Source organism: Streptomyces alboniger (assembly GCF_008704395.1).
GTDB lineage: Bacteria > Actinomycetota > Actinomycetes > Streptomycetales > Streptomycetaceae > Streptomyces > Streptomyces alboniger.
In genome coordinates, this window is the sequence record NZ_CP023695.1 from 1,746,299 (window position 1) to 1,763,177 (window position 16,879).

Consider the following 16,879-nt stretch of genomic DNA (forward strand, 5'->3'; position numbering starts at 1 on the left):
ACGACGCGCCCTGACTCCCCGGTTTCTTCTTTCTTCCGGGAGCCATTGCTGGCCTGGGAGTTCGGGGGATAGCTTCACCCCTGCACCCCCCGTCATGTACCTGCCCGAGCACCAGCTGTGTTCGGGCAGTTCCGTATCCGGATGATGTGGAGATCCCATGGCTCATCTGCGTTCAGGACGCCGTACGGCGCTGACCGTGCCGCTCGGTATCGCGCTCGCCGCCTCGGTCGGCTTCGTGCCCGGTGCCGCGACAGCGGCCCCGAACGAGCCGCCCGCCCCGGTCGCGGCGGCCGCGGAGGACGCCCCCGTCTTCGCGTACGTCGTCAACACCCGTGCGGACCACCGGACGATCGCGTACGTGAAGCGGGCGATAGCCAGGGCCGGCGGGTCCGTCGTCGTCGCGCACGAGAAGATAGGCGTCATCGTCGCGCACTCCTCGAACCCGGAGTTCGGCGAGCGGATACGCGACGTCCGCGGCGTGCGGTCCGCCGGTGCGACCCACACCGCGCCCCTGCGGGCGGCGGGCACCACGGACGACGGCAAGGCGAAGCTGCTGTCCGAGGCCGACGCCGAGTCCCTGAAGCGGAGCGCCGCTCCAGGCGCCGAGCCGATGGAGGCCGACCAGTGGGACCTGCGGGCGATCGGCGCCGACAAGGCGGCGAAGATCAACCCGGGCAGCAGGAAGGTCACCGTCGCCGTGATCGACACCGGCGTCGACGACACCCACCCGGACCTCGCACCGAACTTCTCGGCCGCGCAGTCCGCGAGCTGTGTCGGCGGCAAGGCGGACACCTCGGCCGGTGCCTGGCGCCCGGCGAACAAGGACCACTACCACGGCACGCACGTGGCGGGCGAGATAGGCGCGGCGCGCAACGGCGTCGGTGTCGCGGGTGTCGCGCCCGGCGTGAGGATAGCGGGCATCAAGGTCGCCGACCCGGTCGATGAGCTGTTCTACCCGGAGAACGTGGTCTGCGCCTTCGTGTTCGCCGCCGAGCACAGCGTCGAGATCACCAACAACAGCTACTACGTGGACCCGTGGCTGTTCAACTGCAAGGACGACCCGGACCAGAAGGCGATCCTCGACGCGGTCAACCGCGCCCAGCTGTACGCGCAGCGCAAGGGCATCCTCAACGTCGCCTCCGCGGGCAACTCCAACCACGACCTGGCCTCCGACGCGATCGTCGACAAGTCCAGCCCGGACGACTCCACTCCCGTCACCCGCACCATCGACCCGAGCGAGTGCCTCGACGTGCCGACCCAGCTGCCGGGCGTCGTCACCACGAGTGCGACGGGCGTCAAGAACCTCAAGTCGTCGTACTCCACCTACGGCAAGGGCGTCGTCGACGTCACGGCCCCGGGCGGCGACAAGTTCCAGCTGCCGGCCGACACCCCGTCGGAGAACGGCAACATCCTCTCGACGATGCCGAACGGCGAGTACGGCTGGCTGCGCGGTACGTCGATGGCCGCGCCGCACGCCGCGGGGGTCGCCGCGCTGCTGAAGTCCACGCACCCCAAGGCGGGCCCCGCCGAGTTGCAGCGCCTCCTCAAGGCGCAGGCCGACCGCATGGAGTGCCCGTCAGGACCGTATGACCCGGACGGCGACGGTGATGTCGACGCGGTCTGCGAGGACGGTGGCAGGGGCAAGAACGGCTTCTACGGCAGCGGACTCGTCGACGCGCTCGAAGCGGTGAAGAAGAAGTGACGGGGGGTACGGACATGACTGACATGACCAGGCCACAGAGCGGCGCAGCCACCGGCTTCCGGCGCTCGCGCCGCGCGCTGGCCCTTCCCGTCGGCATTGCGGTGGCCTCGGCCGTCGCGTTCCTGCCGGGTTCGGCGTCGGCACGGCCCGCCACCCTGCCGGACGCTCCGGCGTCGGCCCTCTCCGCGCCCTCGGCGGACGCCCCTTCGATGAGCTACGTAGTGAACGTGCGCCCCGGGAAGGGCAGTACGGCCCGCGCCGAGAGAGCCATCGCCAAGGCCGGCGGCGACGTCGTCATCGCGTACGACAGGATCGGCGTCATCGTCGTCCACTCGACGAACCCGGACTTCGCCAGGACGATCCGGGGGGTGAAGGGCGTCGACTCGGCGGGCGCGACCCGGACGGCTCCGCTGTCCGCGCAGTCCGACAACGCCCTCGCCGCCGAGCGTCCGCTGACCGCCGCCGAGGCGAGGGCCGCGGCGGGCAGGGCGTCGGCGGGGCAGGACGAGCTGGAGCCGCTCCAGTGGGACCTGCCCGCCATGAAGGCGGACAAGGCGCACGAGATCTCGCTCGGCAGCCGCGAGGTCACGGTGGCCGTGCTCGACTCCGGAGTCGACGACACGCACCCCGACATCGCGCCCAACTTCGACCGCCGGGCGTCCGCGAGCTGCCTGGGCGGCGTGCCCGTCCAGAAGGACAACGCGTGGCGTCCGGTGGCCAAGGAGAGCGACCACGGCATGCACGTGGCCGGCTCGATCGCCGCCGCGAAGAACGGCACCGGGATCACGGGTGTCGCGCCCGGCGTGAAGGTGGCGAGCCTGAAGGTGGCGGAGCCCGCGACCGGCCTGTACTACACGGAGGCCGTCGTCTGCGGGTTCGTATGGGCGGCCGACCACGGGGTGGACGTCACCAACAACAGCTATTACACGGACCCGTGGCTCTTCAACTGCACGACGGACGACGACCAGAAGGCTCTGGTCGACGCGGTGAGCCGGGCCGCGAGGTACGCGGAGCGCAGGGGCGCGGTGAACGTCGCGGCGGCGGGCAACGCGAAGACCGACCTCGCCCAGGAGGAGATCGTCGACAAGACGAGTCCCAACGACACCACTCCGGTGACGCGCACCATCAGGACCGAGGAGTGCTTCGACCTCCCGTCGCAGCTGCCCGGCGTCGTGACGGTCTCCGCCACCGGCGCCAAGAACATCAAGGCGTCGTACTCGAACTACGGCAAGGGCGTCATCGACATCACGGCCCCGGGCGGCGACGCCACGAGGTACCAGGCGCCGAACCCGCCCGCCGTCGACGGCAGGATCCTGTCGACCCTGCCGGGCGGCAAGTTCGGCTACAAGGGCGGTACGTCGATGGCGTCCCCGCACGCCGCGGGCGTTGCCGCACTGCTGAAGTCCACGCACCCGCACGCCTCACCGGAGCGGATCAAGGCCCTCCTGTACCGCCAGGCGGACGCGATGGCCTGCACCGATCCGTACGACTTCGACGGTGACGGCAAGGTCGACGCGGTCTGCGAGGGTGGCAGGAACAAGAACGGCTTCTACGGCGTGGGCATGGCCGACGCGCTGGACGCCGTGCGCAAGTAGCGCGACGCGCGAACGGGCGGGGAGGGGCCGGGCGGCGACGCGTCGCCCGGCCCTTCCGCCGCGTCCGTCCTTCCCCTCCGGACCCTTCCGCCGCGTCGGGGCCGCGTGCGGCATAGTGCGTGCATGACACAGACATCGTGGGAGAGCACCGGAGAGGCGTGGGCCGCGCTCGGCGGCGATCCCGCCCTGCTCTCCGGCGTCTCGGCCAACGTACGCGACGGCGCCCTGCCCGCCCGGCTGCCCGTCATCGGGCTCGCCCGCGCGTGCGCGGGCGTCTGCGCCCTGGCCGCCGCGGAGTTGACCGCGGCGCGGACCGGGCGGCAGGTGCCGCGGGTGCGGGTCGACGACGGGGCCGTGGCGACGGCGTTCACCAGTGAGCGGCATCTCCTCGTCGACGGGCGCGCGCCGGTCAACTTCGCGCCGCTGTCCCGTTTCTGGCGCACCGCCGACGGCTGGGTGCGCACGCATGCCAACTACCCGCATCATCGCGCGGCGTTGACGGCTGCCCTGGGGCTCGCCGACGAGCCTTCGGTGGCCGCGGTGGCCGCGTGCCTCGCCGAGCGGTCCGCCGTCGAGGTCGAGGACGCCGTGTACGCCGCCGGGGGCCTCGCCGTCGCGCTGCGGTCCCCGGCGCCGCGTCCCGGGGGCACCGCTGGACCGGGCGCCGCGCGGCTGGGCGGCGTACGCGGCGTGGGCGGGGTGCGCGGCGGCGCTCGGGCTCGCCACGATCGTGGCGAACGGCAACCTCGTCCCCCAGCGGCTCGCGGACCTGGACATCGGGCGGCTCTACGACTCCCGGGACGGATGGCTCGCCCTCCTGGAGGTCAACGCCTTCATCGCGGCCGCGCTGTGCGCCCGCTCCCGGCGCCCCTCGGCGGCCGCGCTCCCCCTGGCCGCGGTCATCTTCGCCGAGGCGCTGCGGGCACACCCTCCGGTGGAGGACTCCGCGCTGGTCGGCAGCGGACTCACCCTCGTGCACCTGACGTGCGGGGCGCTCTGGGCGGGCGGGCTGCTGTACGTCCTGCGGATGCTGCGCCGGTGGCGGACGACCTCTCCGGAGGAGGGCGTCGCCGTTCTCGGGCTCTACGCGCGCGTGGCGGCCGTTCTGTTCGCGGCGATCACCGTGACCGGCTGCTTCAGCACGCTGCGCCGGATGCCGCCCGGCACGGTGATGGACCAGCTCACCGAGACGGCGTACGGCCGCACACTGCTGGCCAAGGTGCTGGTGGTGGCCGTCGTCGCCGTGCTCGCGCTGCTGGCCCGTCGGCGGTTGCGCGGCACCGGCGACCGTCTGCGCGCCTACGTGCCCGCGCGCGGGGAGGTGGCCGCGCTGGGCGTCGTCGTGGTGCTGTCGGCGCTGTTGACCTCGGTGCCGGTGCCGATCCGCTGGTGATCCGCGAGCAGGAGGGCTCTGGCCAGCAGGTACTGGGCGGCGAGGTACGTGAGCATGATCGCGAAGTCGGGCCGGGGCAGTTGCGGCCACTCGGCGACGCCGGTCGCGATGAGCGTGTCCGACAGCAGGAACAGCGCCCCTCCGACGCCCGCCGTGAGGCCCAGGGCGGTCGCGCGGAACGCCATGGCGGTGAGCAGCACGCTGTAGCCCGCGACGGGGCCCCGCATGTCGGCCGGCAGGTCCGGCCAGAGCAGCGCCACGGTGCCGACGAGCGCGAGGGCGTACGCGGCCACGAGTGCCGTCCCGCGCGCGTGGGGCGGGCCGCCCGCGCGTGCGGACCGCTCGGTGTCGCCGTACCGCTTGAAGAGCACGAGGTAGCAGATGTGCCCGGCGGCGAAGGAGCCCATTCCCGCGAGGAAGGCCGGCTCGGCGTCGAGGAGCAGGAGGGTGTCGCCGCCCCAGCCGAGGAGGAGGGCGACGATCAGCAGGCGCGGGCCCCGCTCCGCGGCGACGTACGCCGCGAGGAGCGGCATGAGCAGCGGCTTGAAGACGGCGTGGCCGAGGCCGGAGTCCGCAAGGAGCGCGACGAGATCCCCGAGCGCGGCGAGGGCGAAGGCGCCGAGGAGCAGTGTGGGCGCGGGGCGCCCCGTCACGCCGCCGGCTCCGTGACCGTTCGCGGCGTCTCGACGGCGGCCGCCTGCCCGGCGGGTGAGGCGGGCGTGAGGGCCTCAGGCGCCTCGGGGGCCTTCGGCTGCCATCCGGGGCCGCGGAAGACCCGCCCGGCGCGCTCGCGCCAACTGGTGGCCGCCCTCAGGTCCTTGGCGATGGCGACGTACTCGTGCGTGGCGACGCGCAGGGGGTTGTACGTGTTGATGTTCTTCGTCAGGCCGTACACGGGACGGTCGGTCTCGGCGACCCAGGAGCCGAACAGCCGGTCCCAGATGATGAGGATGCCGCCGAAGTTGCGGTCCAGGTAGCCGCCCTGGGAGGCGTGGTGGACGCGGTGGTGCGAGGGCGTGTTGAGGACGAACTCGAAGGGGCGGGGGAGCTTCCCGACGCGTTCGGTGTGGATCCAGAACTGGTAGACCAGGTTGGCCGACGAGCAGAAGGCGAGCGCCGCGGGATGGACACCGCAGGCGATGAGCGGCAGGTAGAACGGCCACACGGTGAGGCTCGTCCAGGGCTGCCGCAGCGCCGTGGTGAAGTTGAACTTGCGGCTGGAGTGGTGCACCACGTGGCAGGCCCACAGGATGCGGACGACGTGGTGGCCCCGGTGCGACCAGTAGTAGAAGAAGTCCTGCGCGAGGAGCATCAGCGGGATCGTCCACCACAGGACGGGCACGCGCAGCGGCGTCAGCGTGTAGACGGCCGTGTAGACCGCCACGATCGGGATCTTCCACAGGAAGTCGAAGGCGAGGCTGCCGAGGCCCATGGTGACGCTGGTGGCGGCGTCCTTGGTCTCGTACCCGGCGGCGTCCTCGTCGGGGTGGATCCGGTGGCTCACGATCTCGACGACGGTGAGCAGCACGAAGGCCGGTATGGACCACAGCACGACATCGGGCAGGTTCGGGGACATGCGTGCACCGTAGAACGGCTCCCCGCCCGCGACTAGAGGTTGTTACCGACAAGTATTACCGGCGGTACGGGAGGAGTTGTTGGTGATCCTCGCCAAAGGCCCCGCGTCAAACCCCGGCCGCTCCCAGCAGCGCGCCCGCCCCGTAGGTCACCGCCATCGCGAGCGCGCCGCCCGCCACGTTCCGCAGCATGGCGCGGCGCACGTCCGCCGCGCCCAGGCGGGCGCTGCTCCAGCCCGTGAGGCCGAGGGCGCCGAGGACCGAGACGACGGTGACGCCGAGGCGCCAGTCGGCCGGCGGGAGGACGATCGCGAGGAGCGGCAGCAGCGCGCCCGCGGTGAAGGCGACGAAGCTGGCCCAGGCCGCGTGCCAGGGGTTGGTGAGGTCGTCGGGGTCGATCCCCAGCTCCACGCGCGCGTGGGCACGCAGCGCGTCCCTCTCGGTCAGCTGCTCGGCGGCCTCGCGGGCCACGTCACGGCTGAGCCCGCGCTCCTCCAGCAGGTCGGTCAGCTCGGCCAGTTCCGCCTCGGGCCGCTCGCGCAGTTCCCGCTTCTCCATGGCGAGGGCGGCCTTCTCCGAGTCGCGCTGCGTGGACACGGAGACGTACTCGCCCGCGGCCATGGACATGGACCCGGCGAGCAGTCCGGCCAGGCCCGCCGTCAGCAGGGTGTCGCGGGCGTCCGTGGCGCCCGCGACGCCGACGACGAGGCCCGCGGTGGACACGATGCCGTCATTGGCGCCCAGCACGGCGGCCCGCAGCCAGTTGAGCCGTGAGCCGAGGCCGCCGCCGTGCGCTTCCTCGTGCGTTGCTTCCGTCACGCAGGGAGCATCGCACCACCCGCGTCACCAGACCCGTACCGACCCTCCCGGCGCGAACACCGGGCTCGTGGCGCCTGCGGGTGCCTCCTTGAGGGGTTCGTCCAGTTCCTGGACCGTGGGTCCCACGCGCGCGGCGATGCGGCCGAGCCGCTCCAGGTCGAAGCCGTAGACGCGGGCGGCGTTGCCGCCGACCATCGCCGCGATCTCGTCCCTGGGCACACCGGCGTAGGCCATACGCAGGCCCTCGCGCGAGTGGGGGTGGGTGCCCTCGTCGTGGGGGTAGTCGCTGCCCCACATGATCTTGTCGAGGCCGATGCGGTCGCGCAGGGCCGCCTCGTGCGGGCGCATGAAGCTGGCGCCGACGAAGCAGTTCTCGCGCCACACCTCGGAGGGGCCCTTGCCCATCGCGTCGGCGAGGCCCGCGCCGAACTTCGACTCGGCCGTCTCTGCCTTCGTCGCCGCCGCGACCAGGCGCGAGTGGTAGTAGTCCAGCATGTCCAGGACGCCCGGGATCCACCCGGAGCCCTGCTCGGTGAGGACGAGCCGCAGCCCCGGGTGGCGGCGGAAGGCGCCGCCGAAGACGAGGTGCCACAGCGCCCGGTGCGAGAACCACGTCGTCTCGACCATGAACACCGCGCGCGCGGCGGGCTCCTCGCCGAGCGGCGGCGACGCCGAGCCCGCATGGTGGTTGACGGGCACACCCAGTTCGGCACAGACCGCCCAGATCGGGTCGTACGCCGACGAGTACAGCTCCGGCAGGCCCGAGCCCGGCGGGGTGCCGGGCAGCATGAGCCCTCCGGTGAGGCCTGCATCCACCGACCTGCGGATCTCCTCCACGGCCCGGCCGACGTCGTTCAGGAGGATCTGGAAGACGCCCGCCCTGCGGCCCGGCGCCGCGGCGCAGAAGTCCGCGAGCCAGCGGTTGTGGGCGCGCAGGCCCGCCCAGCGCAGCTCGAACTCCTCGCGGGTCGGCGCCGGGGCCATCAGCGAGGCCGAGGGGAAGAACGGCGGGATGGTGTTCGGGAAGACGACCTCGGCGACGATGCCGTCCTCTTCGAGTTCGGCGATGCGGCGGCCGGAGTTCCAGTTACGGTCGGCGGTGTCCGCGAGCAGGTCCTCGTACGGATTGACGTAGGTGGCCGCCCAGTCGTCGAACGCCTCGTGGTGGCGGGACTCCAGGTAGGGCCTGTAGTCCAGGAGGTCGGCGCCCGCGTGGCAGTCCGCGGAGATGACGGTGTAGCGGTCCTGGTGCGTCGGGTCGCTCATGGGCTCGCTCATGGGGTCACCCCTAGCGTCGGGAAGTCGTGGTCGGTCAGCCAGTGGCGGCCCACCTCGCGCGAGCGCGCCCAGGAGGCCTCCACCGCCGACTGGTCGTCGTCCTGGCCGAGTTCGGCCGGTGTGGGGCCGATGCGGCGGGCCAGCGGCGCGAGGGCGCCGGTGTCGAAGCCGAAGACCTCGGCGGCGGCGAGGCCCAGCATGCGCCGGGTCTCCGCCACGGGGATGTCGTGGAACGTTTTCGTCAGCCACGCGCGCGTGTCGGGCCAGGTGCCCTCGGGGTGCGGGAAGTCGCTGCCCCAGAGGATGTTGTCGACGCCGATCTCGTAGCGCTGGGCCAGTTCGCGGCGCTTGGTGTTGGTGGCGCAGACGAAGATCTGCCGGTCGAGGTACTCGTGCGGCGGGCGCTTCAGCTCCGCGAACGGGGAGAGCTTCTTGCCGCCGTGCGCGCCCAGGTAGAGGCGGTCCATGAACCACAGGAGGTTCGGCAGCCACCAGCAGCCGGACTCCGCGACGCCGAACCTCAGTCCGGGGTGGCGCTCGAAGACGCCGGACCAGAGCAGGAACCACAGCGGCCGCGCGGGCCACCACGTCACTTCGGAGACGTAGATCCCGAGGTGGTCGCCGTACTCGTGGCGGGGCGCGGCCCCCGAGTGCGTGACGACGGGCATGGCACACTCGGCCGCCGCCGCCCACACGGGGTCGTAACGCCGGTCGTGGTAGGGCGCCTTGTCGACCCACATGGAGGGGATCATCAGCGCGCCGAGCCCCGACTCCTTGGCCCGGTGGATCTCGGCGACGACGCGGCCCACCTCACCGGTGACGGGCAGCAGAGCGACCCCGCAGTGCCGTTCGGGGTGCTCGGAGACGAAGTCGGCGAGCCAGCGGTTGTGCGCCTGCGCGCCGGCCATGCCCAGCTCCGGGTCCTGGTCCCCGGAGAGGCCGAGGCCCACTCCGAAGGGCGCGGCCGTCCGGCTGTCCACGGCGTCCGCGTCGGGGAAGACGACCTCGGCGGCCACCCCGTCGCCGTCCAGCTCCTTGAGGCGCTGTGCGGTGTCCCAGCCGCCGCGCAGGCCCTCCTCGTGGTCGTGGAACCACTTGGCGGCGAACGCGTCGTTGCGGATGCCGAGCCGGGTCGCCTCCTCCCGGCGTGCGTCCCGCTCGCCGAGGAAGTCGTCGAAGGCGCGGTGGAAGCGGCTGTCCAGGTAGGGGCGGTACTCCTCGGTGGGGAGCCCGGCGTGGCAGTCGGAGGAGATGATCAGGTAGGGGTCGAGGCCGGGATCGTTCTGCTGAGCCGTCATCAGGTGTCCCTCGGTCAGTCCAGGATGAAGCTTTCGAGATACGCCGGGTCGGAGCGGTCGAGCATCGACCGTGACCTCGCCTTGATCTGCCGGTCGCTGTGCTCGCTCTTCGGAAGCAGCCAGAAGCGGCCCGCCGCGATGCCGTCGGCGACGAAGTCCGCGACCTGTTCGACGGGCGTGAACTCCACCGCCTGCCCGGCCTCCTTCATCGCCGCCTCCCACTGGTCGAGGCTGCGGTAAGGGGTCCTGCGGGGGCGGGACTTGGCGTACCGCTCGGGCCGGTTGCGGTGCGACTCCCACAGGCCGGTACGCAGCATGTGGGGGCCGGGGAAGAGGACGGACGCGCCCACGCGCGCGTGCTCCGCCTTCAGGTGCGCGTACAGGGACTCGGTCATCGTCACCACGGCCGCCTTGGTGACGGCGTAGACGGAGGCGGTGGGCAGCGGCGCGATGCCGCCGTCGCCGGAGGAGGTGTTGACGACGTGACCGGGCTCGCCGCCCGCGATCATCCGGGGCACGAAGGCCTGGATGCCGTGGAAGACACCCCATACGTTGACCTCGAAGGCCCACTTCCAGTCGTTCGGATCGTGCTCCCACATGCGGCCCTCGGCGCCCGATCCGACGCCCGCGTTGTTGCACAGCACATGGACGGCGCCGAAGGTCTCGTACACCTCGTCGGCGAGGGCGAGGACCTGCTCGCGGTCTCCGACGTCGACCACGCGCGCGTGCACGCTCGCGCCGTCCTCGCGCAGCCCCGCGGCTGCCTGCTCCAGGGCGTTCTCCTCGACGTCGGCGAGGACCACCTTCAGGCCGCCCGCCGCGAACCGCCGTACCAGGGCGAGCCCGATGCCGCTCGCCGCCCCGGTGACCACGGCGACCTGCCCCTCGCGCAGTTCCATCTCAGCCGCTCCCCTCGGGCGGGCCGTCGAGGATCTGCGCCGGGTCGTCGTACCGCTGGTGGATGTAGGGCAGCAGGGCCTGCGCGCTGACGCGCTCCGCGACATGGCCCCGCTGGACGGTGGTCTTCTCGCCGATGGTGATCTCGACGACCGCGCGCACCGGCAGATCGGCCACCGGGTCGTACATCGACTCGCGCAGGACGACGTCTCCGGTGACGCCCTCCAGCTTGCGCACCTTCTCGTCGCGTACGCAGTGCACGAGCACCGGGTCGGCGTCGAAGCCCGAACCGTCCACCGCGGGAAGGAACTTGAAGTAGAAGTCCGTCCTGCGGGACGGCTCCGGGAGCGGCAGCGCGCCGCTGACCGCACCGCGGACCTCCACGAAGGCGATGCCGTGCCGGGCCAGCGCGGCGCGTACGACCAGGCCGTCGCGCTCGACCTCGACCTCACCGAGCTTCTTCGGCTCCCCGAAGACCTCGCGCCCGCCGATCAGTGCCCGCTCGTGGGTCATCGGCATCACCAGCGGATACCAGCCGCCCACTCCCCCGTGCTCGGCGGCGACGGCCACCGAGCCCGCGCCGAGCGGGTAGCCGGGCAGGTCGACCTTGCTGATGTTCACCCGCACCAGGGGCCGCCCGGTGGGCTTCAGCGGGGGCGGCAGGACCGCCGCGACCGCGTCGGGGTCGCTCTCCCAGACGGCCACGACGCCCGTCGACCAGACTTCGGGGAGCCGGGAACTCGCGGTGCGCGCGGCGGCGATCTCCGCCTCGGTGCGCGCCCCGTACCGTACGCGTGCCATGTCGTACCACCCTTCGTCAGCGCGGACTCGGGCCCGCGGCCGGGACTTGCGGGGGTTCTGTAACACAGTTACAACAGGACTCGTGAAGGGTAAAGAGACGCGCACGCGGCTGAGCCGCAAGGACGTGCTCGACGCCGCCGCGGAGCTGGTGAGGCGGCACGGCCCCCGGTCCCTGACGATGCGCGGCCTGGCAGCCGAGCTGGGCACCGCCGTCACCTCGATCTACTGGCACGTGGGCAACCGCGAGTCGCTCCTGGACGCCCTCGTCGAGCGCACCGTCGCCGACCTCGGCGAGATCCGCCCCGTCGGCCGCACCCCCGCCCAGCGCGTCGTCTCCGTGGCCCGCGCCCTGCGCCGCCAACTGCTCGACCACCCGCACCTCGTCGCGATGGTCCACGAACGCGGCCTCACCGAACGGATGTTCCTGCCCGCCCAGCGGTCCCTGGTCCACGAGGTGCACGAGGCGGGCCTGCGCGGCGCCCGGGCCGCCGACGCGGTGCGCTCCGTCCAGGTCCACGTCGTCGGCCATGTCCTCGTCGAGCGCAACCGCGAACGCGCTCCCGTGCAGCGCCCCGCCGAGGAGGAGCCGTGGACGAAGGACACGGCGGAGCAGGACGGCGCGCTCGCCCGCGCGCTGGCAGGCCCCCTCGATCCGGAGGCCTTGTTCACCGTCTCCGTCAAGGCTCTGGTGACGGGGCTTCTCGGACCGGGGGCCATGACTGTCGGTGGCGGCCCGTATCCTCATTGACCATGCTCGAAGACCGCACGACCGCAGCGTCCGCCGCCCCCTGGCCGGCCGCGTATCCAACGGGGTACGCGGTCGTCGACGTGGAGACCACCGGCCTGGCCCGCGACGACCGCATAGTGTCGGCCGCCGTCTACCGGGTGGGCGCCCAGGGCGAGATCGAGGACCACTGGTACACGCTGGTGAACCCCCAGCGCGACCCGGGGCCCGTGTGGATCCACGGCCTCACCAGCGAGGTGCTCGCGGACGCGCCGCTGTTCAAGGACATCGCCGAGGAGTTCGCGAGCCGCCTCGACGGCCGCGTCCTGGTCGCGCACAACGCCTTCTTCGACTGGTCGATGATCGCCAGGGAGTACGCGCGCGCGGAGCGCACCGCCCCCGTGCGCCAGCGGCTGTGCACCATCGCGCTCTCCAAGGAGCTGGCGCTCCCGCTGCCCAACCACAAGCTGGAGTCCCTGGCCGCGCACTTCGGCGTCGAGCAGCGCCACGCGCACAACGCCCTCGACGACGCGCGCGTGCTCGCCGAGGCGTTCCGCCCGAGCCTGCACGCGGCGGCCGGCGGCAATGTCCGCCTGCCGCTCCTGGAGTGCCGCCCGCTCACCGAGTGGTCCGACGGCGCGCCCCGCGTCGTCCGGCAGTCGACGGGGCCCGCGCCCTCCTCGTCGTACCGGCCCGCCAGTTGGCGCCCCTCGCGCAAGCGGCCGCCGTGCCCCTACCCGAACCCGGGGCGTTACGAACCGGGCAAACCACTCAAGCAGGGCATGCGGGTCGCGTTCTCCGGAGACACCTCCGTGGAGCGCGATCTCCTTGAGGACCGGGCGGTCGAGGCGGGCCTGCACATCGCGACGAGCGTGTCCCGCCTCACCAGCCTGCTCGTCACGAACGACCCGGATTCGGGCACTTCCAAGACCGTCAAGGCGCGCCAGTTCGGCACGCCGGTGATCGACGAGGCCGCCTTCGGCCAACTGCTCCCGGACGTGGCGCCCGCCACGGACGGGTGATCGAGGGGCGGTGACCGTCAGACGGGTGATTGCGGGCGACTCGCCCGCACACCACTCGCTCCGCACCGCCGCGGCGCCCCACCCTGTGGCGCATGGCACGTTGCGAGGTCTGCGGAAACGACTACGGCATGTCCTTTGAGGTGCACGCGCAAGGCTCGGTGCACGTCTTCGACTGCTTCTCCTGCGCCATCCACCGCATGGCGCCCATCTGCGAGCACTGCCGGTGCCGCATCATCGGCCAGGGCGTCGAGGTGGAGGGCCACTGGTACTGCGGCGCCCACTGCTCACGCGCGGAGGGGCGGGTGGGCATCGTCGACAAGGTCTGAGCGACCCCACGTCCCGGCACCCCACGACCGAGTTGTACCGTCGTGGGGTGTACCGCTTCCTCCTGACCCGGCAGTGGGTGATCCTCACCCTTATCGCCCTCGTTCTCATCCCCGTGATGGTCGAGCTGGGTTTCTGGCAGCTGCACCGGCACGAGCACCGCGTCGCGCAGAACGAGCGGATCTCCAAGGCACTGGCCGCCGACCCGGTCCCCGCCGAGGAGCTGACCTCCCCGGGCCACGAGGTGCCGAAGGCGGATCTGTACCGCCGGGTGAGCGCCAAGGGGACGTACGACACGAAGCACGAGGTCGTCGTGCGGCGCCGCACCAACTCCGATGACGAGGTCGGCTTCCACGTCCTGACGCCGTTCGTCCTGGACGACGGCAAGGTCCTGCTCGTCAACCGCGGCTGGATCCCGGCCGACGGCCCGCAGACCGCGTTCCCGGAGATCCCCGCCGCCCCCAGGGGCGAGGTGACCATCACCGGGCGTCTGATGGCCGACGAGACGTCCGCGGCCAGCGGCATCAAGGACGTCCGCGGCCTGCCGGACCGTCAGATCATGCTGATCAGCAGCGGGCAGCAGGCCGACAGTCTCGGCAAGCAGGTCCTCGGCGGCTACATCGAGCAGACCTCGCCCGAGAACCGCGGCAACACCCCCGAGCTGATCGGCGAGCCCGACCACAGCGGCATCGGCGCGCACATGGCGTACGCGGTCCAGTGGTGGCTGTTCGCCGCGGGCGTCCCGGTCGGCTGGGTGGTCCTGGTCCGCAGGGAGCGCCGTGACCGCGCCGCCGCCGCGCAAGCACCCACTCCGGAAACCGCGCCCACGACCGCTTGAGGTCCCTTTCGATTGACATGGGCCTCCTCCGGGAACCCGTTCTGCGTGTCCCGTCCAATCGAAGATTACGCACTCATCGGCGACCAACAGACCGCCGCCCTCGTCGCCAGGGACGGCTCGCTGGACTGGCTCTGCCTGCCCCGATTCGACTCCGCCGCCTGTTTCGCCGCGCTGCTCGGCGACGAGGAGAACGGCCACTGGCGCATCGCCCCCAAGGACGCGGACTCCTGCGCCCGCCGCGCCTACCGCCCCGACTCCCTCGTCCTCGACACCGAGTGGGACACGGAGGACGGCTCCATCCGTGTCACCGACTTCATGCCCCAGCGTGACCGCGCCCCCGATGTCGTACGCATTATCGAAGGCCTCAAGGGCAGCGTCACCGTCCGCAGCACGCTCCGACTCCGGTTCGACTACGGCTCCGTCGTGCCGTGGGTGCGCAAGGTGGACGGCCACCGCGTCGCCGTCGCCGGACCCGACTCCGTGTGGCTGCGCAGCGAACCGCCCGTGCGCACCTGGGGGCGCGACTTCGGCACCCACTCCGAGTTCACCGTCGAGGAGGGCGAGAAGGTGGCGTTCGTCCTCACCTGGCACCCCTCGCACGAGCTGCGCCCGCCCCTCGTCGACCCGTACACATCGCTGCGCGAGAGCCTGGAGGACTGGCGCGCCTGGACCTCCCGCTGCCAGTACGACGGGCCGCACCGCGACGCGGTCATACGCTCCCTGATCACCCTCAAGGCGCTCACCTACGCCCCGACCGGCGGTGTCGTGGCCGCCCCCACCACTTCCCTGCCCGAGGAGATCGGCGGCGTACGCAACTGGGACTACCGCTTCTGCTGGCTGCGCGACTCCACCCTCACCCTCGGCGCCCTGCTCCTCGCCGGCTATCTGGAGGAGGCCGAGGCCTGGCGCGACTGGCTGCTGCGCGCGGTCGCGGGCAACGCCGCCGACCTCCAGATCGTGTACGGCCTCGCCGGCGAACGGCGCCTTCCGGAGTACGAGATTCCGTGGCTGCCCGGGTATGAGAACTCGGCCCCCGTGCGCATCGGCAACGAAGCCGTGGAGCAGTTGCAGCTCGACGTGTACGGCGAGGTCGTCGACTCCCTCGCCCTCGCACACCGTTCGGGCCTCGCCCGCCGCCCGCAGGCCTGGAACCTCCAGCTCTGCCTCCTGGAGTTCCTGCGCGAGAAGTGGCGCGAGCCCGACCAGGGGCTGTGGGAGGTGCGCGGCCCGCGCCGCCACTTCGTGTACTCGAAGGTGATGGTGTGGGTAGCCGCCGACCGCGCGGTGCGCGCCCTGGAGGAGGACCCGGAGCTGCCCGGCGACGCGGACCGCTGGCGGGAACTGCGGGACGAGGTCCACCGCGAGGTGTGCGAGAAGGGCTACGACCCGGAGCGCAACACCTTCACGCAGTCCTACGGCTCCACCGAGCTGGACGCCTCGCTGCTGCTCATCCCGCACGCCGGTTTCCTGCCACCCGACGACCCGCGGGTCGTCGGCACGATCGACGCGGTCCGCGCCGAGCTGAGCCACCACGGCCTGCTGCGCCGCTACACCTCCGACCAGAAGGAGATCGACGGCCTGCCCGGCCAGGAGGGCACCTTCCTCGTCTGCACCTTCTGGCTGGTGGACGCCCTGCACATGACGGGGCGCACGAAGGAGGCGCACGAACTGTTCGAGCACCTGGTGTCCCTGACCAACGACGTGGGGCTGCTCGCGGAGGAGTACGACCCGGTCTGCGGCCGCCAGCTGGGCAACTTCCCGCAGGCATTCAGCCACATCGGTCTGGTGAACACCGCCCTCGCCCTCTTCGGCGAGGACACGGAAGGAGAGGACACGGGAGGATAGGGACCATGGATCTTGGACTGAAAGACCGTGTCTACGTAGTCACCGGCGCCACGCGCGGCCTCGGCAACGCCACCGCGCGCGAACTGGTCGCCGACGGCGCGAAGGTCGTCATCACCGGCCGCGACGAGAAGACCGTCGCCGAGGCGGCCGCCGAACTCGGCCCGAACGCGGTCGGCGTCGCCGCCGACAACGCCGACCCGGCCGTCGCGGGCCGGCTGGTCGCGGCGGCGCGCGAACACTTCGGCGGCTTCGACGGCGTACTGATCAGCGTGGGCGGGCCCGCGCCCGGCTCCGCCGCGGACAACACCGACGAGCAGTGGCAGGCCGCCTTCGACACGGTCTTCCTCGGCGCGGTCCGGCTCGCCCGCACCGCCGCCGCGGAGCTGCACGAGGGGGGCGTCATCGCGTTCGTGCTGTCCAGTTCGGTGTACGAGCCGATCGCGGGCCTGACGATCTCCAACGGCCTGCGGCCCGGGCTCGCCGGGTTCGCCAAGTCCCTGGCGGACGAGGTCGGGCCGCGCGGCATCCGCGTCCTCGGCGTCCTGCCGGGCCGCATCGGCACCGACCGCCTGCGTCAGCTGGACGGGCTCTCCCCCGACCCGGAGGCGACCCGCGCCGCCAACGAGGCGAAGATCCCGCTGCGCCGCTACGGCACACCGCAGGAGTTCGGGCGGGCGGCGGCCTTCCTGCTCTCGCCCGCCGCCTCCTACGTGACAGGGATCATGGTGCCGGTGGACGGCGGGGCGCGCAGCGGCTTCTGACCGGGGCG

15 protein-coding genes and 2 pseudogenes are annotated in these 16,879 nt (G+C 72.2%); 10 read left to right on the plus strand and 7 right to left on the minus strand.

Translation table 11 applies throughout. From position 1 onward, the window contains the following. Positions 1 to 157 precede the first annotated feature (157 nt). The 4 genes and pseudogenes from CP975_RS07595 to CP975_RS07605 form a co-directional block, all read left to right on the plus strand. A complete protein-coding gene (locus tag CP975_RS07595; RefSeq protein ID WP_055535177.1) occupies positions 158 to 1,702 on the plus strand; it encodes a S8 family peptidase in 1,545 nt (514 codons plus the stop codon). Between the two features lie 23 nt (positions 1,703 to 1,725). Further along, positions 1,726 to 3,297 carry a S8 family peptidase gene (locus tag CP975_RS07600; RefSeq protein ID WP_055535175.1) on the plus strand — a complete coding sequence of 524 codons (1,572 nt, stop codon included), beginning with the start codon at positions 1,726 to 1,728 and terminating at the stop codon, positions 3,295 to 3,297. Positions 3,298 to 3,420: 123 nt separating this feature from the next. Then, a pseudogene (locus tag CP975_RS35695) lies at positions 3,421 to 3,930 on the plus strand (CoA transferase); the annotation flags it as partial. Beyond that, positions 3,929 to 4,690, plus strand: a pseudogene (locus CP975_RS07605) (CopD family protein); the annotation flags it as partial. The pseudogenes CP975_RS35695 and CP975_RS07605, both read left to right, overlap by 2 nt. Here the strand turns inward: CP975_RS07605 and CP975_RS07610 are convergent. The 7 genes from CP975_RS07610 to CP975_RS07640 form a co-directional block, all read right to left on the minus strand. Next, on the minus strand, positions 4,597 to 5,343 hold the full coding sequence (locus CP975_RS07610; protein ID WP_070321294.1) for a lysoplasmalogenase: 747 nt from the start codon (positions 5,341 to 5,343) through the stop codon (positions 4,597 to 4,599). The pseudogene CP975_RS07605 and the gene CP975_RS07610 overlap by 94 nt on opposite strands. Further along, positions 5,340 to 6,266 carry a sterol desaturase family protein gene (locus CP975_RS07615; RefSeq protein WP_055535172.1) on the minus strand — a complete coding sequence of 309 codons (927 nt, stop codon included), beginning with the start codon at positions 6,264 to 6,266 and terminating at the stop codon, positions 5,340 to 5,342. The genes CP975_RS07610 and CP975_RS07615 overlap by 4 nt, the downstream gene beginning before the upstream one ends. A 106-nt stretch (positions 6,267 to 6,372) precedes the next feature. Then, on the minus strand, positions 6,373 to 7,083 hold the full coding sequence (locus CP975_RS07620) for a VIT1/CCC1 transporter family protein (protein ID WP_055535170.1): 711 nt from the start codon (positions 7,081 to 7,083) through the stop codon (positions 6,373 to 6,375). Positions 7,084 to 7,107: 24 nt separating this feature from the next. Next, positions 7,108 to 8,361: an amidohydrolase family protein gene (locus tag CP975_RS07625; RefSeq protein WP_425474231.1), complete on the minus strand. Its 1,254-nt coding sequence runs from the start codon at positions 8,359 to 8,361 to the stop codon at positions 7,108 to 7,110. After that, the gene (locus CP975_RS07630) at positions 8,358 to 9,659 is read right to left on the minus strand and encodes an amidohydrolase family protein (RefSeq protein WP_055535166.1); all 1,302 of its coding nucleotides are present in this window, start codon (positions 9,657 to 9,659) and stop codon (positions 8,358 to 8,360) included. Before CP975_RS07630 ends, CP975_RS07625 begins: the two co-directional genes overlap by 4 nt. 14 nt (positions 9,660 to 9,673) lie before the next feature. Then, positions 9,674 to 10,558, minus strand: a complete 885-nt coding sequence (locus CP975_RS07635; RefSeq protein ID WP_055535164.1) for an SDR family NAD(P)-dependent oxidoreductase — start codon at positions 10,556 to 10,558, stop codon at positions 9,674 to 9,676. Position 10,559: 1 nt separating this feature from the next. Beyond that, the gene (locus CP975_RS07640) at positions 10,560 to 11,357 is read right to left on the minus strand and encodes an acetoacetate decarboxylase family protein (RefSeq protein ID WP_055535162.1); all 798 of its coding nucleotides are present in this window, start codon (positions 11,355 to 11,357) and stop codon (positions 10,560 to 10,562) included. An 82-nt stretch (positions 11,358 to 11,439) separates the two neighbouring features. On the opposite strand from CP975_RS07640, the gene CP975_RS07645 reads away from it, so the two are divergent. The 6 genes from CP975_RS07645 to CP975_RS07670 all read left to right on the plus strand — a co-directional run bounded on the left by CP975_RS07645 (position 11,440) and on the right by CP975_RS07670 (position 16,871). Beyond that, a complete protein-coding gene (locus tag CP975_RS07645; RefSeq protein WP_055535160.1) occupies positions 11,440 to 12,105 on the plus strand; it encodes a TetR/AcrR family transcriptional regulator in 666 nt (221 codons plus the stop codon). Positions 12,106 to 12,107: 2 nt separating this feature from the next. Beyond that, positions 12,108 to 13,103, plus strand: coding sequence for a DEDDh family exonuclease (locus CP975_RS07650; RefSeq protein WP_055535158.1), 996 nt, complete (start codon positions 12,108 to 12,110; stop codon positions 13,101 to 13,103). Positions 13,104 to 13,195: 92 nt separating this feature from the next. Then, positions 13,196 to 13,429, plus strand: a complete 234-nt coding sequence (locus tag CP975_RS07655; RefSeq protein WP_078594554.1) for a hypothetical protein — start codon at positions 13,196 to 13,198, stop codon at positions 13,427 to 13,429. 47 nt (positions 13,430 to 13,476) lie between these two features. Beyond that, positions 13,477 to 14,265: an SURF1 family cytochrome oxidase biogenesis protein gene (locus CP975_RS07660; protein WP_055535156.1), complete on the plus strand. Its 789-nt coding sequence runs from the start codon at positions 13,477 to 13,479 to the stop codon at positions 14,263 to 14,265. A gap of 45 nt (positions 14,266 to 14,310) precedes the next feature. Continuing rightward, positions 14,311 to 16,110 (plus strand): glycoside hydrolase family 15 protein, encoded by a 1,800-nt coding sequence (locus CP975_RS07665; RefSeq protein WP_055535154.1) that lies wholly within the window; start codon positions 14,311 to 14,313, stop codon positions 16,108 to 16,110. A gap of 5 nt (positions 16,111 to 16,115) precedes the next feature. Continuing rightward, positions 16,116 to 16,871: an SDR family oxidoreductase gene (locus CP975_RS07670; RefSeq protein WP_055535152.1), complete on the plus strand. Its 756-nt coding sequence runs from the start codon at positions 16,116 to 16,118 to the stop codon at positions 16,869 to 16,871. The last annotated feature ends 8 nt before the right edge of the window (positions 16,872 to 16,879 follow it).